The 18567-nt window shown below is 69.1% G+C and carries 21 protein-coding genes; 11 read left to right on the plus strand and 10 right to left on the minus strand.

Features of this window, described 5'->3' with window-relative positions; translation table 11 throughout:
- Positions 1 to 21: 21 nt before the first annotated feature.
- Positions 22 to 810, minus strand: coding sequence for a COG4705 family protein (locus BLU27_RS12115; RefSeq protein WP_092653341.1), 789 nt, complete (start codon positions 808 to 810; stop codon positions 22 to 24).
- A 154-nt stretch (positions 811 to 964) separates the two neighbouring features.
- Between BLU27_RS12115 and BLU27_RS12120 the strand changes: the two genes are divergently transcribed.
- The 3 genes from BLU27_RS12120 (at position 965) to BLU27_RS12130 (ending at position 3175) form a co-directional block, all read left to right on the plus strand.
- Positions 965 to 1834: a hypothetical protein gene (locus BLU27_RS12120; RefSeq protein WP_197681801.1), complete on the plus strand. Its 870-nt coding sequence runs from the start codon at positions 965 to 967 to the stop codon at positions 1832 to 1834.
- Complete coding sequence (locus BLU27_RS12125; RefSeq protein WP_092653345.1) at positions 1831 to 2058, plus strand: hypothetical protein; 228 nt, start codon at positions 1831 to 1833, stop codon at positions 2056 to 2058. Before BLU27_RS12120 ends, BLU27_RS12125 begins: the two co-directional genes overlap by 4 nt.
- Before the next feature lie 289 nt (positions 2059 to 2347).
- Positions 2348 to 3175 carry an alpha/beta fold hydrolase gene (locus BLU27_RS12130; protein WP_241827932.1) on the plus strand — a complete coding sequence of 276 codons (828 nt, stop codon included), beginning with the start codon at positions 2348 to 2350 and terminating at the stop codon, positions 3173 to 3175.
- 62 nt (positions 3176 to 3237) lie between these two features.
- Here BLU27_RS12130 and BLU27_RS12135 read toward each other — a convergent pair whose 3' ends face one another.
- The 5 genes from BLU27_RS12135 to BLU27_RS12155 form a co-directional block, all read right to left on the minus strand.
- Positions 3238 to 3564 (minus strand): hypothetical protein, encoded by a 327-nt coding sequence (locus BLU27_RS12135; RefSeq protein WP_092653347.1) that lies wholly within the window; start codon positions 3562 to 3564, stop codon positions 3238 to 3240.
- A gap of 121 nt (positions 3565 to 3685) precedes the next feature.
- A complete protein-coding gene (locus BLU27_RS12140; RefSeq protein WP_092653349.1) occupies positions 3686 to 5200 on the minus strand; it encodes a CehA/McbA family metallohydrolase in 1515 nt (504 codons plus the stop codon).
- A gap of 120 nt (positions 5201 to 5320) precedes the next feature.
- Positions 5321 to 5773, minus strand: a complete 453-nt coding sequence (locus BLU27_RS12145) for an SRPBCC family protein (RefSeq protein WP_157728483.1) — start codon at positions 5771 to 5773, stop codon at positions 5321 to 5323.
- Entirely contained in the window at positions 5770 to 6117 is a 348-nt protein-coding gene (locus BLU27_RS12150) for an ArsR/SmtB family transcription factor (RefSeq protein ID WP_092653353.1), read from the minus strand. The genes BLU27_RS12145 and BLU27_RS12150 overlap by 4 nt, the downstream gene beginning before the upstream one ends.
- Positions 6114 to 6692, minus strand: coding sequence for a maleylpyruvate isomerase family mycothiol-dependent enzyme (locus BLU27_RS12155; RefSeq protein WP_092653355.1), 579 nt, complete (start codon positions 6690 to 6692; stop codon positions 6114 to 6116). Before BLU27_RS12155 ends, BLU27_RS12150 begins: the two co-directional genes overlap by 4 nt.
- A gap of 207 nt (positions 6693 to 6899) precedes the next feature.
- Between BLU27_RS12155 and BLU27_RS12160 the strand changes: the two genes are divergently transcribed.
- A complete protein-coding gene (locus BLU27_RS12160) occupies positions 6900 to 7199 on the plus strand; it encodes a hypothetical protein (RefSeq protein ID WP_197681803.1) in 300 nt (99 codons plus the stop codon).
- 50 nt (positions 7200 to 7249) lie between these two features.
- Positions 7250 to 7417 (plus strand): hypothetical protein, encoded by a 168-nt coding sequence (locus BLU27_RS28980; RefSeq protein ID WP_157728485.1) that lies wholly within the window; start codon positions 7250 to 7252, stop codon positions 7415 to 7417.
- An 81-nt stretch (positions 7418 to 7498) separates the two neighbouring features.
- On the opposite strand, the gene BLU27_RS12165 is transcribed toward BLU27_RS28980, so the two are convergent.
- Positions 7499 to 8137, minus strand: a complete 639-nt coding sequence (locus tag BLU27_RS12165; RefSeq protein WP_197681804.1) for a TetR family transcriptional regulator — start codon at positions 8135 to 8137, stop codon at positions 7499 to 7501.
- A gap of 52 nt (positions 8138 to 8189) precedes the next feature.
- Here BLU27_RS12165 and BLU27_RS12170 point away from each other — a divergent pair, with 52 nt between their 5' ends.
- The gene (locus BLU27_RS12170) at positions 8190 to 8675 is read left to right on the plus strand and encodes a DUF3224 domain-containing protein (protein ID WP_092653361.1); all 486 of its coding nucleotides are present in this window, start codon (positions 8190 to 8192) and stop codon (positions 8673 to 8675) included.
- A gap of 9 nt (positions 8676 to 8684) precedes the next feature.
- On the opposite strand, the gene BLU27_RS12175 is transcribed toward BLU27_RS12170, so the two are convergent.
- Positions 8685 to 9701 carry a phosphotransferase gene (locus BLU27_RS12175; protein ID WP_206744650.1) on the minus strand — a complete coding sequence of 339 codons (1017 nt, stop codon included), beginning with the start codon at positions 9699 to 9701 and terminating at the stop codon, positions 8685 to 8687.
- A 250-nt stretch (positions 9702 to 9951) separates the two neighbouring features.
- On the opposite strand from BLU27_RS12175, the gene BLU27_RS12180 reads away from it, so the two are divergent.
- The 3 genes from BLU27_RS12180 to BLU27_RS12190 all read left to right on the plus strand — a co-directional run bounded on the left by BLU27_RS12180 (position 9952) and on the right by BLU27_RS12190 (position 14016).
- Positions 9952 to 10506: an AAA family ATPase gene (locus BLU27_RS12180; RefSeq protein ID WP_157728487.1), complete on the plus strand. Its 555-nt coding sequence runs from the start codon at positions 9952 to 9954 to the stop codon at positions 10504 to 10506.
- Positions 10507 to 11314: 808 nt separating this feature from the next.
- A complete protein-coding gene (locus BLU27_RS12185; protein WP_092653368.1) occupies positions 11315 to 13174 on the plus strand; it encodes a WecB/TagA/CpsF family glycosyltransferase in 1860 nt (619 codons plus the stop codon).
- Positions 13171 to 14016 (plus strand): glycosyltransferase, encoded by an 846-nt coding sequence (locus BLU27_RS12190; protein ID WP_092653370.1) that lies wholly within the window; start codon positions 13171 to 13173, stop codon positions 14014 to 14016. Before BLU27_RS12185 ends, BLU27_RS12190 begins: the two co-directional genes overlap by 4 nt.
- 62 nt (positions 14017 to 14078) lie before the next feature.
- Here the strand turns inward: BLU27_RS12190 and BLU27_RS12195 are convergent, their stop codons facing one another.
- Positions 14079 to 14726 carry a hypothetical protein gene (locus BLU27_RS12195; RefSeq protein ID WP_092653372.1) on the minus strand — a complete coding sequence of 216 codons (648 nt, stop codon included), beginning with the start codon at positions 14724 to 14726 and terminating at the stop codon, positions 14079 to 14081.
- A 198-nt stretch (positions 14727 to 14924) separates the two neighbouring features.
- On the opposite strand from BLU27_RS12195, the gene BLU27_RS12200 reads away from it, so the two are divergent.
- Positions 14925 to 15680: a hypothetical protein gene (locus BLU27_RS12200; RefSeq protein ID WP_157728489.1), complete on the plus strand. Its 756-nt coding sequence runs from the start codon at positions 14925 to 14927 to the stop codon at positions 15678 to 15680.
- Between the two features lie 5 nt (positions 15681 to 15685).
- Complete coding sequence (locus BLU27_RS12205) at positions 15686 to 17317, plus strand: O-antigen ligase family protein (protein WP_092653376.1); 1632 nt, start codon at positions 15686 to 15688, stop codon at positions 17315 to 17317.
- A gap of 140 nt (positions 17318 to 17457) precedes the next feature.
- On the opposite strand, the gene BLU27_RS12210 is transcribed toward BLU27_RS12205, so the two are convergent.
- Positions 17458 to 18555: a DegT/DnrJ/EryC1/StrS family aminotransferase gene (locus BLU27_RS12210; RefSeq protein WP_092653378.1), complete on the minus strand. Its 1098-nt coding sequence runs from the start codon at positions 18553 to 18555 to the stop codon at positions 17458 to 17460.
- Positions 18556 to 18567: the final 12 nt, after the last annotated feature.

Below are 18567 nucleotides of genomic sequence, written 5' to 3' on the forward strand. Positions count from 1 at the left end.
GACGCCGCCCCGCGCGGGGGCTCAGACCGTGACGGAGTCGGGTTCGTCCAACTCTTCGCGGTCCCCGGACTGGTTCTCGGTTCGGTCCACCTTGGTCACCGACAGGAAGATCACGAGTGCGAGGATGACGGCGAGGAAGATGAAGCTGGTGCCGGTGGTACCCAGCCCGAAGCCACCGTTCTTGGCCGGCTGGGACATGCCGTCACCGATCGAGGCGCCGAGCGGGCGCGTCAGGATGTATGCGGCCCAGAACGCCAGCACCGCGTTCAGCCGAAGCCCGAGGTGCGCAACCGCGATCAGGGCGATCAGCGCCGCCACGATGCCCACCGTCGGCCAGTAGCCCACGCCCAGCTTCTCGTCGAACAGGTCACCCGCCGAGGTTCCGAGGGCGAAGGTGAACAGGATCGCCAGCCAGTAGAAGGTCTCCCGCCGGCCGGTCACGATGGAGTGGATGGACAGCGTGCGCTCGGTGGCGTACCAGACGGCGAACGTGATTGCGAGCAGCACTGCGAACAGTACTGTCGTGATGACAAGGGGTACTCCCAGGTCGTCGGCCAGCTTGTCGCTGATGAGGGTGCCGACGACGCTGATCAGGACCACCGAGAGCCAGTAGATCCCGGGGACGTACCGACGCGCGCGGAACTGGAAGAAGAGGGCGATGATCAGGGCCGCGCTCATGACGTACGAGGTCTTGTCCAGGCCGAAGCCCAGTGTGTCGTTCATGTAGTCCGCGGCGGTCTCTCCCACGGTCGTACAGAGAATCTTGATGATCCAGAAGTACAGCGTCACTTCGGGGACCTTGTTCAGCATGGTCCGCGCCGTGGTCCGCGATGGGCGGTCGGTCCGGGTCGGTCCTGTCACAAGGTCCGGTGGCGTTTCTCGGGTCATGGCGCCAGACTCCGGGTGCGGTCCTGACAACAACCTGAAAGCGTCCCGGGTCTGGCGGAACCCTCACAAAGTACGTATGGACAAACCTTTACTCGGCGCGTCACCGATCGAATCCAGCCGTGGCTACGATCTCGGCGTACTGCGTGATGCTGCCCGGCGCCGGGAGGTGGCTGTGACGAGTGGGGCGCTCTTCCTCGCGGTGTTTCTCGCCTGCGCGGTCGAGGCCGTGGAGGCCCTGACGATCGTGTTGGCGGCGGGGACGGCGAGGGAGTGGAGATCGGCCGGTTACGGCGTCGGCGCCGCCCTGGTGGTGCTCGCCGCCGTGGTCGCAGTGCTCGGACCGGCGTTGTCCGTGATCCCCCTCACCGGACTGCGACTGGTGGTGGGTGGCCTGCTGTTGGTGTTCGGCCTGCAGTGGTTGCGCAAGGCGGTGTTGCGCGCCAGCGGTCACAAGGCGCTGCACGACGAGGCGGCCATCTTCCAGACCGAACTGGCCGCGGCCCGGTCGGCACACGCGCGCCGACGCGGATTGGTCGGTGACTGGTACGCGTTCACCCTTTCGTTCAAGGGTGTCCTGCTCGAAGGTCTGGAGGTCGCGTTCATCGCGGTCACCTTCGGCAGCAACCAGCACGACCTTCCCCTGGCGGCGCTGGCGGCCTTGCTGGCGATCGTGCTGGTCGCCGGAGCAGGTTTCGCCGTCCATGCTCCACTGGCGCGGGTCCCGGAGAACACCATGAAGTTCGTCGTCGGCGTGATGCTGACCTCGTTCGGGATCTTCTGGGGCAGCGAGGGAGCGGGCGCGCACTGGCCCGGCGCGGACGCGGCCCTGCTGGTCGTCGTGCCCGCGGTCGCGGTGTTCGCGGTCGGGCTGGTGTTCGTGATGCGCGGTGTGGGCAGGCCGTACGCTGCGCCGGTCATCGCGCAGGTGGAGGTGAGGAAGCGGTGACCGGTCGGCTGCGTGCGTTCGGTGCGTTCTGGTACGACTTCGTGGTGGGCGACGACTGGCGAGTCGCCGTGGCCGTCGTCATAGCGCTGGCGGTGACCGCCGTGGTCGCGCGTTCGGACGTACCGGCCTGGTGGGTGATGCCGGTGGCGGTCGGGATCGTGCTGCCCTGGAGCCTGTGGCGCGCGCGCCGCCCAGGTCGCCGGACGGAACGCCGATCAGTCTGACGTCGGCCGGGCAGGCAGGCCCTTCGCGACGAGGAAGCCACCTCTCCCATCTGCAGCAGCGACCACGCCAGCGGCTCCTGCGACTGTGACGGTGACGACCTGTTCACGTTTCGCGACGCCTCGCCAGGGGTCCTCGGTGCTGGGCGGTCGTCGGTCGAGGGTACTGGTCCGACATCGGGTACAAGTTCGGTGAAGCTTCCCGGCCAACCACCGATGAGTTGGGGATGCGGGCTCGGTCTGATGGGCAACTCGAGAGCAACCGAACCATCGAGAACGCGAGGAGCTCACCGTGAGCACGGAATGGACAGCCCAGTCGAGCGGCACCGGCGAGTACGCCGAGGTCAACGGCATCAACCTCTACTACGAGACGCACGGGACCGGCCGCCCGATGATCCTCCTGCACGGCGGACTCGGGTCGGGTGAGATGTTCGGGCCGATCCTGCCCACGTTCGCCGAGAACCACCAGGTGATCGCAGTCGACCTGCAGGGCCACGGCCGTACGGCCGACATCGACCGGCCGCTCGACATCCGGCTGATGGCCGACGACATCGCGGCCCTCGTCGACCACCTGGGGCTGGACCGCCCGGACGTCGTGGGCTACTCCCTCGGTGGCGGGATCGCCCTGCACACCGCCGCGAAGTATCCCGGGAAGGTGCGCCGCCTGGTCGCCACGTCGGCGCACGTACGGCGGGACGCCATCCCGGCGGAGATGCTCGCCCAGCAGGGCCAGGTGAACGCGGCGGCGGCTGAGTTCATGAAGGACACCCCGATGTACGAGCTCTACCAGCGGGTGGCGCCGCGTCCGGAGGACTTCGGCCGGTTGCTGGACAAGATCGGCGCGGCGATGGCCCAGGACTTCGACTACTCAGAAGAGGTACGCGGCCTGCAGGTGCCGACGTTGATCGCCGCCGCCGACGCGGACATGGCGCCGCCGAGCCACTACGTCGATGTGTTCAAGCTCCTCGACGGCGGGCTGCGTGACGGTGGCTGGATGGGGGAGGGCCGGCCCAAGGGCGGGCACGCGCTGGCGATCCTGCCCGGGCTCACCCACTACAACATCCACGACTCGCCGCTGTGGGCCGCGACCGTCCTCGCCTTCCTGGACGCCCAGCCCTGACCGACTCCGCGGATGGTGGGCAGGCCGGGGGAGAAGGCCTGCCCACCGTTGCGCAGCGTCCGTCAGACGGGGACTTCGGCGGCGAGGTACTCGAGGACGGCTCGGGCGTTGGCGAGGTAACCCACTCGGTCGACCTCGGCCGCGGACAGCCACCGCCGCCCGGTGCGGGACTCGTACATGACGGCCGCGACGCGATCGACGGTGCCGGGGTGCCGCAGCCATCTGACCGTACGCGCGGTGTCGCCGGCGTCCCGCCCGGTCTCGCCGGCGGTCCGCCCGGTGTCGCCGGCGTTCCCTGCAACGCGATCGGCGTCGTCACCAGTTCCACGCGGCCTCTCGCGCCGGGCCGCGTGTCGACCTCCGGTGGGGCGCCATCGCTCTGCCTGCACCGGGGGACGCTAACCCGGACGGATGAACGGAAGGCGACGAGAAGGTGTCCGGCGTCCGCGCGAGGGGGCAAGGCTGCCTTGCGGCAGTGCAAGGCAGCCTTGCGCGGTAGCCCGTCCCGGCTCACTCGCTCCCGAGGAAGATCGGGTTGGTCATCGCCACCATCGCGTTCGGCACGGTGGTGTTGACGCCCCCGGAGGCACGGCGTACTTCGACCCGAACCCACTGGCTGTAACGGGAGTACGTCGTCCAGCTGAGGGTGGCGGTGCCGGAGTCGGGGACGGTCAGGTTTCGCTTCGGGCCGTTCTGGTCGTGGACCGTGAGCGTCGTTCCCGGCGCCCCGGAAACGGTCACCTCGACCACCACCGGCGTCCCGGTGTCGACGGGTAGCCGGCCCCCGATGTTCGCCGTACGCCCGCCGGCCTTCGCGGTGAAGCTCACCTCGACGTCCTTGGACTCGACGAGGTACGACCGGCCGGCCTTCAACCCGGCGAGCAGGTCGCGAGCACGCAGGCTGTCCGCGAGTACGACCGTGTGCGGGAGGCCGACGATGTTGCCGGGACTGTGCGCGTCGGAGTCACCGATGGCGGGGATCCACCGCCCGGAACGCAGCAGGCCGTCCCAGATGGTGACGGACCGGTCGTCCTCCAGGTCCCACGGGCCGTTCCACACCTCGGCGAGGTCGGCGAGTTCGTAGCCGAACTCGTAGCTGCACGCGAAACAGCTGGCGAACGGATGCGCCGCGGTCACCAGACCGCCGTTGGCGTGCACCTCGTCCACGAACCTGCGGAAGTCCTGCGGGTCGTTGGCGCGGTAGCGCCAGTCGATCCACTTGCCGACGGGCAGACCGATCGCCGCCCAGTGGCCGGACCGGGTGGTGATCTCCTCGCCGTTGACGATCAGCAGGTCGTCGGTGGCGTGGTCGCCCCACATCAGGTGTGCGCTGGTGGTGTTGTGCTCGGTGGACACGATGAAGTCCAGCCCGGCGGTGCGGGCGTCGGCGACCAACTGGTCAGGCGTACGCCGGCCGTCGGAGTAGATCGTGTGCAGGTGGGAGTCGCCGCGGTACCACGCTCGGCCGCGCTCCCTGGCGCGCGCCGACGCCGGAGCCGGGTTCGGCCGGAACGGCGCGTCCGCGGGGCCGAACGTCAGCGTGATGTCCACCCGGTAGTTCATCCCCTGCGGGGCGACGGTGTACGGGCCGAGGATCACGTGCCACGTACCTGGTCGGATGGGACCGGGCAGGTAGCCGGGCGTGGCTGCCGACGCGCTGATCGAGAACCGGTCCCGGAACCCACCGGACCAACCTCGGAAGCCGCGGGAGTTGCCGATCTCGAAGCCCTCCGAACCGAACATGCCGATGTCGAGTGCGTTGCCTCGGTAGCCGTCTGGCACGGACGGCTTGTCGTAGGAGTAGACGACGTCGATCTGCTTGACGCCACGCGGCACCTCGACCGGCAAGTAGTACCAGTCGGGGATGCTCGGCGTGAACGTGCCGGTCACGGTCCGGGTCGTCTGCGTCCCGCCCTCCTCCGGGGCGGCGAAGGCCACCCCCGGCAGCATCTGACCGGTCGCGCCGGCAGCCGCCAGCAGACCACCGGCTCGCAGCAGACTCCTTCGATTCAGGTTCTCGGGCATGTCCGACCACCCTTCCACCGGTCATGATCAACAGGAGCCGATGCTAGGGCCGTTCGGGCCGCGTCGGGGCGACGTCGGGATGAACGCTCACCGGCCACGGGGTGGCGAGACCGGTTGTGGTCAGCCGGGAGTTCGCGGCAGCGTCCCGACGTAGGCGGCGAAGCGGTCAAGGCTGGTCAGGAAGCCGTTCCTGGCTTCGGGCCGGGCGAGCATCGCCGGCACGTTGGTCTGGTGGGTGACGACCTCGGTCCGCTCGTCGTCGACCTCGACGAACGTGATCGTGGTCGTCATGCCGCCCTCGACGTCGGGTTCGGTCCAGACCAGCTTCTCCGGTCGCCGTACCTCCACGTAGACGGCTCGCATCGTGTAGCTGCTGCCGTCGCTGTCGTTGACCATCACCGTCTCGAAGGCACCACCTGGCCGAAGGTCCACGGTGATGCCGTCGACCGGTGTCGTGGTGCCCGCCGGCCCCCAGAACCGTGCGAGGTGTTCGGGCGTCGTCATGCAGTCGAAGAGCAGCTCCCGGCTCGCGCGGTGGACGCGCCGGTAGGTGAACTCGCCGGGTCGGGTCATGTGTCGTACTCCTGGTCGTCGTCCCGAAGAGTGGCAAGGTGCTCGTCGAGCCGGTCGTAGCGTTCCTGCCACACCTGGCGGTGGCGGTCCATCCATTCGGCCGCGGCGTCGAACCGGTCGCGTTCCAGTCGGCACGGTCGGGACTGGCCGATCCGCGAACGTGACACGAGCCCGGCTCGCTCCAGCACCTTGAGGTGCTTGGAGACCGCCTGCTGGGTCAGCTCGAACGGCTCGGCCAACTGGTTGACCGTCGCCTCGCCGTCGGCAAGTCGGCTCAGAATGGCCCGTCGGGTCGGGTCGGCCAGCGCGGCGAAGGTGACCGTCAGGTCGTCGGTGACCGTCACGGCAGTCGCCGACCCGTCGCGAGGAGCAGCAGATCCCTGGCCGGCGCCGCCACCAACTCACCGGACCCGGCGGACCAGTCCAGGTCCGTGGCGGACAGGCGGAGGCCGGCCATCCGGAAGCCGAACGGGTTGCTGCCGTCGGGACCGGCGTGCTCGGTGCCGGTGACGAGATCGAGGACAGTCGTGAGCGCGTCGCCCGGAAGCGGGTACTCGATGTCGAGCGGCCGGGCGATGTCGAGTCCGTGGATGACGTCGTGGCTGAGCGCTCCGGCCAGGCCGCCGCCGGGTGGGCTCCATGGGGTGTGCACGTTGTCGGCCAACGCGGCGACGAGCTCCGCGGGCGGAAGCCGGCTGTCCCGTTGGGCGATCTCGTCCGACATCACCGTGAACTGACCGCCGGCCCGCTGCATGGCTCGCACGAACTCATCTTCGGAGATCCGGAACGGCATCGTCAGGTGGGCTGCGACGTGGGCCACCGACCACCCCGCGCACAGCGACGGTGCACGCCACTGAGCATCGTCGAGCTTGCCGAGCATGTCGGCGAGCGCTCGGCGCTCGGCGGCGATCAGGTCCATCAACACGGCTACGGCTCCTCACGCATCAGTACAACCGATCGGATGTACAACTAGACAGTTGTATAGGTCTTGTGGCGAGGGTCTGTCAACCCCTTCCGTGCGCGGCTCCGCGTGGTAGCAAGGAGGCAGAGTCCGGCGAGAGCGGACTCGTCACCGTGATCGGCTGAACGGGGGATCGACGTGTTACGCAAGCTCCACGAGTTGGGCGTGAAGTCCGATTACATGTACATCGCCGGAATCGCCAGCGTCGGCCTGGCCGTCGGGTCGTGGTTTCTGTCGTACAAGAGGGGTGAGGAGCTGAGTCGCAGGATCGGCTCCGGCAGAGGGCGTGCCTACAGGAGGGGAATGTCACTTCGACGCAGGGGCTCTTCTCTCGACCGCGCCGACCGCTGGGGGATTTTTGTCGGCGAATGGGCGCCTACGTTCGTCGCCCTCGGAAACGGCCTGCGCAGCTACGAGCACGAGGACAAGGAAGAGGAAAACCTGCGCCATCTGTCAGCCGCGTAGTCGGTAAAAACGTAGCGCCGACCGCGTCCCGGTGTCACCATGCAAGCAAGGTGGACAGTGGAGTTGACATGACGCGGTGGGGAATCTACTGGATAGCGACTCTCGCTTTTGCACTCTGGGCGTTCCAGGCGCACCACACCACCCTCATGGCCGTGGCGCTGGCCGTGGCGGCGTTGGTGATGGTGGTGGGGATCAAGGACGCCAAAGACAGGCTGTGACGGACTCCTGAAACAGACGTGTGGCGCCCGTCAAGCTGGTTTTGACAGTGAGGGCGGTGGGGGTGCGAGCTGAAGTCGCGCTCAATCCTCCGCGCCCCCCTCGGGTCCGGTCGTGGCGAAAGGATCGCCTCGAAGAATCGCGAGATTGTGTGCGACCAGGGTGGGCAGGTGTGCCGTGGCATCGCCCTCCGTCCACATTTCCAGGCCCACCCGAAAGGCGCTCACGGTGGTGGCGGCGAGCAGCCGCGGCCGCGGTGTCGCGGCGCCGACGCCGATGCGGGTGGCAGCGAAATCGCGCACACACCGCTCGAATCCCGCGAACACCGTGTGCAGTCCCAGTTGAAGTGCCGGTGTGTCCGACACGAGCCGAAGTCGTGTCAACTCCCGTTCGGGTTCGGCTGCGTACTCCGCGGCTGTCTGCTCGATCACGAACAGCACGGATTCCGGCAGGAACTCGGTGGCCGGCCTCTCGTCCAGGAGGTGGCGCGCGAGGACCAGCCGCGCCCGGAGCCGGTCGAAGACGAGGTCCTCCTTGGCGCCGAAGTAGCGGAAGAACGTCCGCAGGGAGACCGCCGCCTCCGAGCAGATGTCGTCCAGTCGCACGGGTTCGTATCCACGTTCGGTGAACATTCGCAGGGCGACGTCCTCGATCGTGGTCCGGGTGAGCGCCTTCTTGCGCTCCCGAAGGCCGGCCGGCCGCTCCGTACCACCCGTGCTCACCGAAAGTGCTCCTCGTTGACAGTTGCCAGTGACTGGCGTAATTCTGGATCGCATGCCGAGCGCAGTCGAGAACCCCGAGCGTCAGCGAAGTGGCCAGAGCACGGTGGTGGTCGTCGACTATGACCGCAGGGTCGTGAGCCCGGCGGACGACAGCGGGATCTCGCTGGTGTCGACGGTGCTCACCGAGGAGTTCACCGGGTCCCTCGCCGGGAACGGAGTCGCCGACCACGTGCGGGTGGTACGCCGGGACGGGACCGACACGTTCACCGGCATCGAGCGGTTCGACGGTGCGCTCGATGGCCGGCCGGGTTCGTTCGTACTCACCGCGCAGGGATACACCACGGCGAGGGGAGTTGTTCACGGACGCTGGGAGGTCGTGCCCGGGTCGGCCACCGGCGAACTGGTCGGGCTCCGGGGGCACGGGGTGTTCACGTTCATCCCTGAGTGTGAGGACGCGGGGAACGCCGCGGCGAACGACGTCGCCGAGCGAGGCGCCGCCGCCGACACCCTCACCTACTGGTACGAGGCGGTCGACTGAGCGGCCCCGTCAGCGTGCCCGAGCCATCTCCGGCGAGGACTGAAGCTCGGCGAAGAGACGCAGTCTGGCGTTTGCGATGGGGATGGCGTCGTCGGGTAGGTCGTCGACGATGCTGAGAACGTGGTCGATCTGCCAACCCAGCCGCAGGGCGTTCGACGTCGTCATCGAACGACGGACCACTGCGAGGTCACCGGCCCAGCCCGCCTCGGTCAGGGCGTCGCAGTACGCCGACCGCAGGAGGTCCCACACCTTGTCCGGCGGCAGTTCGCGACCTGCCACATCCGCCGCCAGGTGACCGGCGTCGTGCCCGACCGGGCCCCGGCCGACGTACGCCCAGTCGATGATCACCACATCCTCCCCGACGGTGCCGATGTTGGCGTTGTGGAAGTCGTAGTGGGTGAGGACGTGCGGAAACCCCTGCAGCAGTTGGCGAATCTCCGCCGGGTCGGTGGTGCGGTCCGCGACCGCGTCCCGCAGATCCGGGTCGAGACCACGCTCGATCGCCGACGGCCAGGCCGGATGCGCCAGCGTGCGGGCGTTGTCCAGGCCGCGGCGGCGGACGTGGGTGGGGATCCAGTCCTCCGACAGCCACGGGTGCTCCGCGCCGGCCGTGGCGACCTGCCACCGGGCCAGGCCGGCCGTGGCGCGTACGCAGATGTCCATGGTCGCCGGGACGTCCACCGTCTCCAGCCACACGTCCCGGCAACCGTCGTGGTCGTCGACGGCGTAGCAGCGCGCGGCTCGTACGCCGGGAGCCCATCCGGAGGTGGCGAGGTCGGACTCGTAGAACGCGGCCTCCCGTCCCCACCACTGTGGGTCTCCCGGATCGGGCCTGCCTCGCCACACCGGATCGGTGCCGAGGTGACCGGGCCCGGTGCGCTTCACCATCGTGCTGAACGGAACGCCGGACGGCTCGGGACTCAACGGGTCCGCCGTGAACCGCCAGATGCCGCCGTTGGGATAGCGGTCCTCGTCGCCTCCGAACCGGTCGCTCCGCCATGTGGTGGCCGATCCGGACCCGGGCATCGCCCGTAACACGCCGGAGGGTGGGACCTCGCGGATCGGACCGAACCGTGCCGGCTGCGGTGGCTCGGCAGCAGAACGATCCTCGTCGCGGTGCGGCATGGTTCTCCCGTCGGGTCGGGTGGGCGGCTCGCCGGTCCACCCGACCCGACGGAACCCCTCGACGTCAAGACCACCTGAGACCGGGGTCCGCAACGTGTCAGGTCGGAAAACGCATCGTGTGTACGCACAGGAGGCGGATACGGTCGTGGCCATGCGCGCTCGACCGGTGCCGATGCTGTTCCTGTCCGGCCCGCCCGGCGTCGGCAAGACGACGGTGGCGTGGGAGATGTTCGGCCGGCTCGTCGACAGCGGGCATTGGCCGGCCTTCGTGGACCTCGACCTTCTCGGTGCCTGCTGGCCCGTTCCCGAAGACGACCCGTACAACGAGCGGATGAAGGCGCGCAACCTCGCCGCGATGTGGCAGAACTATCGAGCCGCCGGGGCGCGATGTGTGCTGGCCGCCGGAGTGATCGAGTCACGGGACCGTCTCGCGTTGTATGCGGGCGCGGTTCCGAACGCCGTTCCAGTTCTGTGCCGGTTGCGTGCGGGCCGGCAGGAGTTGGCGGCTCGGATCGACCGTCGCGGACGCGAACGCGGAGCGGACCTCGACAAGCTGACGCGACGGGCCGCGCATCTGTCGGCGCAGTTGGAACGCGACGACATCGAGGACTTCTGCGTCGAGACCGACGGACGCGGTGTTCCCGAGGTGGCCCGCGACGCCGTCAAGGAGTGGCTGCGGCTGGCCGGAGACGTCGGCGGACCGTAGCGGTGTAAGGGCGCTTCGCGAAGCGATACGGCACAGAACGTCAGAGTAGGTCAGCAGTTTCCGACCTTGTGCCGATTTTCCGGCTCGGTTGATCGAATTCTCGCCTATGCTCGCCTCAGCGATCTGGGGGGAGCGCTGTGACCTCACTTCGAAAGTGCCGCCGGGCGAAGGGTCCGGCACCTGTGCCTGCTGGTGAGTCCCGTCGTCCGGCAGTGTGCAGGCACGCGTTGACAAGGCGTCGTGCCGCTCGTCGAGTCGCCCGTGAGGCCGAGCAACAGCCTCCGACGCCCGACGGTAGACGATCTTTCGCCGTTCCCGCACAGGCTGGGATCGTTCCCACTACTTTGGTGCGCAAGCCCTTCGGGCCGTTCTTACATACGGAGTGACGGGTCGAGATCCCCGGCACTCCGCATGTTCGGGAGCAGTTCGCAACCTCCTCGACGCGGTGTGTCCGCTCGGTTTCGACGGGCAACTACCGGGCACCCGGGCGACGGCGCCACCGCGCCGAACCCGCCGACCTGACCACTCCCTGCGGTATCCCGCGTCGACTGGCCGGTCGGTCTTTTCGAGGCAGACAGAGCAGAGCAGGAGTAGCCCCACCCCATGACCCGCGACACGGTCCTGACCAGCCGTCGAAAGTCGACCGGCGCTGCTCGCGAGCACAGCGAGAAGGTCGCCTGCGTCACGAGGTCCCTGGTGGTGGTGAGGCAGTCATGACGGCAGCGCGGCGGCGCAGCGGTCGGGAAGAGGGACGACGACCGCGTGGGTCCGAGCAGGAACTCGAGCAATTGAGAGAACGGGGGTTCTGATGAGTGCAGAACCGATTGTGAAGATCCGCACCCTCCGCCGCGTCGAGCACAGGTCGCGACCGCTGCCGAGCAGTTGGCCGCGCGTCCAGCTGGCCGGGGTGACGACCGATCTGCTGGACGAGAACGACGCGGTCTCGCTGATCATCGACCACGCGGTGACTCCGCACGAGGACGTGCTCGCCGTCGTCTCGGCGAATCTCGACCACCTGCATCACTTCGGTTCCGGCCGTACCTCCGCTCGACTCCAGCGTCAACGAGTGATCAACCTTTCGATCGACGGGCGGGTCGAGTGGTTGACCCTGCTGGACGGGGCACCGCTGGTCCGCCGGGCCGGTGAACTCACCGGACGGCTGTGGCCGCGGCTCGCCGGAAGCGACATGATCTGGCCGCTGCTCGACGAGGCCGAGCGGCGGGGCCTCTCGGTCGGCTTCCTCGGCGGCTCACCCGAAACCCACGAAGCTCTGGCGCCGGTGATGGCCGAACGCTGGCCGCGGTTGCGGGTCGGAGGTTACTGGGCGCCGACGCGGAGTCAGCTCGGCGACGAGGACGCCGCAGCGAGCTTGACGCGCGACATCCGAGCGGCCGGGGTGGACATCCTCGCCGTCTGTCTCGGAAAGCCGCGCCAGGAACGTTGGATCGCCACCCACGCCCACGAGTCGGGTGCGTCGGTCTGTCTGGCCTTCGGGGCCGTGGTCGACTTCCTCGCCGGCCGGGTCAACCGGGCACCGGGCTGGATCGCGGATCACGGTCTGGAGTGGGCATGGCGGCTGGCCAACGAACCACGTCGACTGACCCGGCGATACCTGATCCAGGGCCCGCCGGCGTATGTGTCCCTGCGGCGGGACAGCTACGTGAAGATGGCGACGACCTACTTCTCCGAACCGGCCATGTCCAAGCACCCGGTGCTGCCGCGAACAACGCCGACCGGGGAGTTCTCGCCGGCCCATTCGCACGTCGACGTCGCCGTGATCGCCGTGACGCACAACAGCGCGGACGACATCGAGCCGCTGATCAGTTCCGTCCGCCGCCAGCTCGACGACCAGTCGATGCGGATGATCGTGGTCGACAATGCCTCGACCGACGACACGGTGAGCCGGCTCAGCCGCCACCCGGACGTGATCGCGGTCGCCACCGGCGCCAATCCGGGATATGCGGGTGGGATCAACGTCGCGCTCGAGTACGCCCGGCCGGCGGATGCCGTGCTCATCGTCAATCCGGACCTGGAGCTGGCGCCGGGATCGGTGCGTACGTTGCGCGAGCGACTCGCCCGTCCGGGCGTCGGTGTGGTGCTGCCGCGACTGCTCGAGGCGAACGGTGAGCTGTACGCCTCGATCCGCCGTGAGCCGTCGCTGCCGCGAGTGGTCGGCGACAGCCTGTTCGGAGAGCGGCTGCGCGGGCGGTCAGGGTTGTTCAGCGAGATCGAACTCGATCCGCGCCGTTACCGGCAGCCGCACGCCATCGACTGGGGCACGGGTGCGGCGATGCTCGTCGACGCCGACCTGGCGTCGAAGGTCGGCCGCTGGGACGAGTCGTACTTCCTGTACTCCGAAGAGGTCGACTTCCTGCGCCGGGTCCGTGAAATGGGCGCGGAGGTGTGGTTCGAGCCGGACGCCACGATGCAGCACCGACGTGGCGGCTCGGGGGTCTCGGATCGGCTCGAAGCTCTCCTCGCCGTGAACAAGGTGCGCTACTACGAGGCCTGGCACGGTGCCGCGCCTGCGGCGGCCTTCCGCGTGACCCTGGTCCTGGCGTCGCTGCTCCGGCTGTCACAGAAGCGACACCGGGCGTCGCTGCGGTATCTGATCGACCGTTCGTCCTGGTCCGACCTCGTCGCCGGCATCCGGGGAGCCGGCCAGTGAGCAGTGAGGTGCGGGGGAGTGTGATCATCCCGGCTCACGACGAGGGCTCGAACATTCTGCGCACGCTGGAGCCGCTGTGCCCACTGATGAGCCGGGGCCTGCAGGTGATCGTCGTGCCGAACGGTTGTACCGACCGTACGGCCGAGCTGGCCCGGGCGATCCCGGGCGTCGAGGTGATCGAGCTGTCCCGCGGGTCGAAGACGGCCGCGCTCAACGCCGGGGACGAGGCGGCGACGAGTTGGCCGCGGCTCTATCTGGACGCCGACATCACCATCGGCACGGACGCGGTGGCCGAACTGCTCGAGCGGCTGTCCATGCCCGGTGCATTGGCCGGCCGGCCGCGCAGCCGCTACCTGACCGTCGACTGCAGCGCGCTCGTCCGGGCCTACTACCGGGCCCGGGAGAGGATGCCCGAGCTGTCGGCCCACCTGTGGGGTGCGGGTGCGTACGCGCTGACCGAGGCGGGTCATGCCCGGGTCGGCCGGTTCCCGGAGGTCGTGGCCGACGACGTCTACGTCGACAGCAGGTTCGACAGGGCCGAGATCACCTTCGGGACGACGGGCGCTGCGGTGGTGCGTTGCCCGCGGACGGCGCGGGCGCTGCTGCGAACGCTTCGCCGGGTCCGCCGCGGGCCGGCCGCGCTGGCCGCAGCGGGCATCGTCGAGGCGTCGTCCGTCCAGATCGGTGGCCTGCGGGTCCTGCTGAGTTCCGTGCGCAGCATCGGGGCGTTGGCCGACGCCGTCGTCTACGCCGCCTTCGTCCTGCTCGCGCGAGTCCAGCCCACCAAGGCGCCGGACCGGGAGTGGGAGCGGGACGACACCCAACGGGTGGCGCCGGCCTAGGGCCGGTCAACCCGGATCGTCGGCGGAGTGAACGAGGTGTTCCAGAAGGCGGTTCGGTGCGGCTAACCGGCCTGCCGCTGTGGAAGCCGGAACGGCCGGGGGAGCCGCCAGATCCTCCGGTCGGCCAGCACAACGGCGTAGGCGGTGACCAGCACGCTGACAAGGCCCAGCCCGCCCAGTTGCCGGACCCGGCTGCCGCGCATTGCGACGGGGCCATCACCACCACCGGTCACTCGCCAGGTGACCAACGAGGCGGTGGAGGCCCCGGCGGCTTCCTGACGTTCCCGAAGCTGCGTACGCAGCACCCCCATCGTGGCGGTCAGTGTGCGCTGGGCCTCGCCTGCGTCGGTGGACCGGGCGGACACCCACAGGTACGGCTGGTCGTGGATGGGAAGCTCCTCGTTGCCGCGGTTGTCGAGCACCACGGAGTAGTCACCGGTGCCGCCCGCGCGGCGGATGAGGTCGCGCGTGGCCGGGTTGGTAGCGGACAGCGCGGAGGCCTCGGCGAGCATCACCAAGCCCGGCGTGAAGCTGGCGTAGGCATTGCGCGGGAACTTCGTCGTCGGACTGAGCAGGGTGACCACGGCCCGTGCCTCGTACACGGTCGGTGCGGTGAGCTGGAGGAAGCTCCACAGTCCGCACAGCCCCGCCACGAGCAGAGCCCACACGGGCCGGCGGAAGGCGGCCGTCCAGATGTCCCGCAAGGTCATGGTTCCCCCAACGCCCGTACCTGCCGTTCGCAACACCGCGATTCGCACCGGGAATTGCTCTTTCGCCCAGTCGCGAACCGCGCTCTTCGTATCATCGGTGATGGCCCGCGATCTTGTCGGGAGATCGACAACACGGGCAACAGCTAGGGGGGCCTGGTGGACCTGCTCGACTCGGTGAGCATCCTGCTACGGAGATGGATGCTGACCCTACCGCTTCTGGTGTTGACGATTGCGGGGGTCGTGGCCGGCTACGTCGTCCTCCCCTGGAGCTACGAAGCCCAGTCCTCGGTGGTGCTGCTCTCCTCCGCCTACCTGTCCAAGCAGGCGGGCGGAAACCCGTACCTGGTGTTCGACGGATCGCTGAAGGTCACGGCCGAGGTCGTGGGCCGGGAAGTCATGTCCGACACCGTCGTCGACCAGATGAAGGCCAGGAAGCTCACCTCCAAGTACGAGGTGATGGTTCCGCCCGACTCGGCAGGCCCGGTGTTGTCGATCGACGTGACCGGTTCCGACCCGGCGAACGTGCGTGCCACCCAGGCCGCCGTCACCCAGCACGTCGTGCAGCGGCTGGCCCGGATCCAGTCCGAGGCGGGAGTGGAGAGCCAGGCCCGCATCAGGATCAGTGACGTCTCCACGACGCCACCCACCCGACAGGCGAAGGGCAAGCTTCGTACGCTCGCGATGGCGTTGTTCGCGGGGCTGGTGCTCACGATCGTGGTGCCCCTGTCCGCGGAGGCGATGGCGGCGAGGCGGCGGCGCACGCCGCAGGCCTCCACCCGAGCGCAGGGGGACGTCCGGTCGCCGGTCCGCCCGCCTGTGGTGAGCACTCATGCGGCAAAGGGCTGGAGTGGCCCATCCGGGCCTGCCCGCGCGACCCGATCCGACCATCTCGTACGGTCCGGCCGTGCGCCGGTCGTTCCACCCCGAGCCGGATCCCCGGAGCGAGACCATTGAGCCGGGTGTTGTCCAGCCTGCTCGTCGCTCCGCTGACCGGTCACCGGTCGCGTTCCGAGCGGTCGCCTGCGGGTCTCGGCCGGGTCGGCCGGGTCGGCCAGGCCCTGGTCAGCCGAATCGATCCGGCTACGGTACTGAGCGTATTCGTCGCAGTCCTCATGCTGCTGCCCAGCAGGTACGTCGTCGGCCCGCTCGGGGCGGCCGGCACCCCGGCCGGGCTGATGGCCGTGGCCTGCATGCTGTGGTATCTCAGCGCCCTGATCACTCCACACACCACGCCTGTGCGCGGTCGTCAGCCGTTGCGTACGGTCGTGGTGTTCTTCGTCGGGTCGGTGCTCGCCAGCTATGCGGCCATGCAGACCGAGCCCAGGCCGGCCCTCGAGATCAACGGAGCAGACCGCGGGTTGATCCTCGCCGCAGGCTGGGCCGGGATCGCGCTGCTGGCCGCCGACGGCATTTCCCGCCTGGAACGTCTGGAGGTGCTGCGCAGGCGGCTGGTGACCGGTGGGTCGATCGTCGCCGCACTGGGGCTCGTGCAGTTCTTCAGCGGGATCGACATCGCGGGTTACCTCGCGGTGCCCGGACTGACGGCGAACTCCGACTCCTCCAGCGTCCTGCGCCGCGACGAGTTCAACCGGCCGATGGCGACCGCGACGCACCCCATCGAACTCGGCGTGGTGCTCACGATGCTGCTGCCGCTGGCGCTGCACGGTCTGCTGCACGCCAGGCCGGGCACGGTCTGGCGGCACCGGATCCAGGTCTTCTTGTTGCTGGCCACGATTCCGATGACGGTCTCCCGCTCGGCGATCCTCGGGGTGCTGGTGGCGGCCGTGGTGATGGTTCCGGTCTGGTCGGGCAAGATCCGCGCGGTCGTGTTGATCGTGCTGGGGTGTGGAACCGTTGCCATGCAGGCGGTGGTGCCCGGCCTGATGGGCACCATCCGCAACCTGGTCACGTCGATCGGTAGCGACTCCAGTACTACCGCTCGTACCGACGACTACGGCGCGGTGCTGGCGGCGGTGACCCACCGGCCGTGGTTCGGCCAAGGGCTGGGCACCTACCTGCCGATGACGTACCGCATCCTCGACAACCAGTACCTCGGCTCGGTGGTGGAGACCGGCCTGGTCGGCCTGGCAGCGCTGCTCGCGTTGTTCGCGGCGGGCTGGCTGCTGGCGCGGGGCGCGCGAAGGGCGAGCAGCAACCCGGAAGTACGCCACCTGGCGCAGTGCTTCGCGGCGACGATGGCGGTCGCAGGGTTCTCGTTCGGGACGTTCGACGCGCTGAGCTTCCCGATGGTCACCAACCTGACGTTCCTGATGCTGGGTTGCTGCGCCGCCCTGTGGCGGCTGGCCAGGGAGAACCCCACGGCCGGGTTGTCGGAGACAACCGCCGCCGTGCCTGAGCCGCGCTTCGCAGAAGCACTCGGCTCGCTTCCCAGAACCCCCATCCAGCCCCGACCTGAGCCGTTGGTCGAGCCGCGGTACTGGCGGGAGACCGAGCCGGAGACTGAGCCGGAGGGCGTGTCGGAGGAACCGCAGAGGACGCACAGGGCCACGAGCCGGGACAGAGGGCACCCGGCGCAGTGGAGGAGACAGGCGACAAGCCGGCAACGTCCGGGCCGGCACCGGAAGAGCTGAGCTGTCAGGAGCGTCACCACCGCCCCGCCCTCGGTCCTCGGGCCGGAGACCCTCGCGTGTGTGGCAGAAACGGCAACGGCAACGCGGCCGCGCGAGCTTGCGCGGCCGCGTTGCCGTACATCCCAGGTTCGGGATTCGGGTCAGGCGAGCGCCTTCTGTACGGCCTGAACCACCTGTTCCTGTTGTGACAGGGTGATCTGCGGGAACATCGGCAACGACAGGATCTGCCCGGCGGCCTCCTCGGTGACGGGGAAGTCGCCTGCCGCGTGGCCGAGCGAGCGGAACGCCGGGGTCAGGTGGACCGGCACCGGGTAGTGGATGCCGTACGCCACCCCGAGCTCACCGAGCACCGCGGTGACCCGCTCCCGGTCGGGCACCCGCACGACGTACAGATGCCAGACGTGCTCACCGTCAGAGCCTGCCTCGGGCAGCACCAGTCCCGGCAGCCCGGCCAGCATCTCGGTGTAGCGTGCGGCGGCGTCGGCACGCTGCCGGTTCCACCGCTGCAGCCGGCGCAGCTTGGCCCGCAGCACCACGGCCTGCAGGGTGTCCATCCGGGAGTTGAACCCGAGCGTCTCGTGGACGTACTTGCGTTCGCTGCCGTGGTCTGCGAGGAGCCGCACGGCGCGGGCGAGCTCGGCGGAGTCGGTCACCACGGCACCGGCGTCGCCGTAGGCGCCGAGGTTCTTGCCTGGGTAGAAGCTGGTGGCCGCGATCGCGCCGATCGTCCGGCGTCCGTCGCGGATCGCGCCCTGTGACTGGGCCGCGTCCTCGACCACCGTGGGACCGAGGTCGAGCAGGTCGGCGACCGGCGCCAGCCGCCCGTACAGGTGGACCGGCACGATCGCCCGTGTCCTCGGACCGATCGCCGCCGCCGCGCGCTCGGGATCCATCAGCAGGGTGTCCTTGTCCACGTCGACGAGGACGGGCCGGCCACCCGCACGTACGACCGCCTCGACGGTGGCCACGAAGGTGTTCCCAGGTACGACGACCTCGGTGCCCGGGCCCACCCCGGCGGCCCGCAGTGCGAGCTCGATCGCGTCGGTGCCGTTGCCCAGCCCGACGCAGTGCGCGACTCCGCAGAATGCGGCGTACTCGTCCTCGAACGCCGCGACGTCCGGGCCCTTCACGAACGCCGTGGCCGCCAGCACCCGGTCGAAGCCGGCGCGAATCTCGGCGTCGATCTCGGCATGCGACGCACGCAGGTCGACGAACGGAACAGTGGTCGTGTCGCTCATGTCATCCCCCAG

This window comes from Actinopolymorpha singaporensis (genome assembly GCF_900104745.1).
Lineage (GTDB): Bacteria > Actinomycetota > Actinomycetes > Propionibacteriales > Actinopolymorphaceae > Actinopolymorpha > Actinopolymorpha singaporensis.

What these genes read in the sequence shown, in the direction of transcription:
- BLU27_RS12185 (WP_092653368.1), top strand. Translation starts at nt 11,315, where the DNA reads ATGAGTGCAGAACCGATTGTGAAGATCCGCACCCTCCGCCGCGTCGAG.
- BLU27_RS12175 (WP_206744650.1), bottom strand. Translation starts at nt 9,701, where the DNA reads ATGCCCGGGTCCGGATCGGCCACCACATGGCGGAGCGACCGGTTCGGA.
- BLU27_RS12195 (WP_092653372.1), bottom strand. Translation starts at nt 14,726, where the DNA reads ATGACCTTGCGGGACATCTGGACGGCCGCCTTCCGCCGGCCCGTGTGG.
- BLU27_RS12115 (WP_092653341.1), bottom strand. Translation starts at nt 810, where the DNA reads ATGCTGAACAAGGTCCCCGAAGTGACGCTGTACTTCTGGATCATCAAG.
- BLU27_RS12210 (WP_092653378.1), bottom strand. Translation starts at nt 18,555, where the DNA reads ATGAGCGACACGACCACTGTTCCGTTCGTCGACCTGCGTGCGTCGCAT.
- BLU27_RS12145 (WP_157728483.1), bottom strand. Translation starts at nt 5,773, where the DNA reads ATGACCCGACCCGGCGAGTTCACCTACCGGCGCGTCCACCGCGCGAGC.
- BLU27_RS12170 (WP_092653361.1), top strand. Translation starts at nt 8,190, where the DNA reads ATGCCGAGCGCAGTCGAGAACCCCGAGCGTCAGCGAAGTGGCCAGAGC.
- BLU27_RS12180 (WP_157728487.1), top strand. Translation starts at nt 9,952, where the DNA reads ATGCGCGCTCGACCGGTGCCGATGCTGTTCCTGTCCGGCCCGCCCGGC.
- BLU27_RS12155 (WP_092653355.1), bottom strand. Translation starts at nt 6,692, where the DNA reads ATGGACCTGATCGCCGCCGAGCGCCGAGCGCTCGCCGACATGCTCGGC.
- BLU27_RS12120 (WP_197681801.1), top strand. Translation starts at nt 965, where the DNA reads ATGGACAAACCTTTACTCGGCGCGTCACCGATCGAATCCAGCCGTGGC.
- BLU27_RS12200 (WP_157728489.1), top strand. Translation starts at nt 14,925, where the DNA reads ATGCTGACCCTACCGCTTCTGGTGTTGACGATTGCGGGGGTCGTGGCC.
- BLU27_RS12140 (WP_092653349.1), bottom strand. Translation starts at nt 5,200, where the DNA reads ATGCCCGAGAACCTGAATCGAAGGAGTCTGCTGCGAGCCGGTGGTCTG.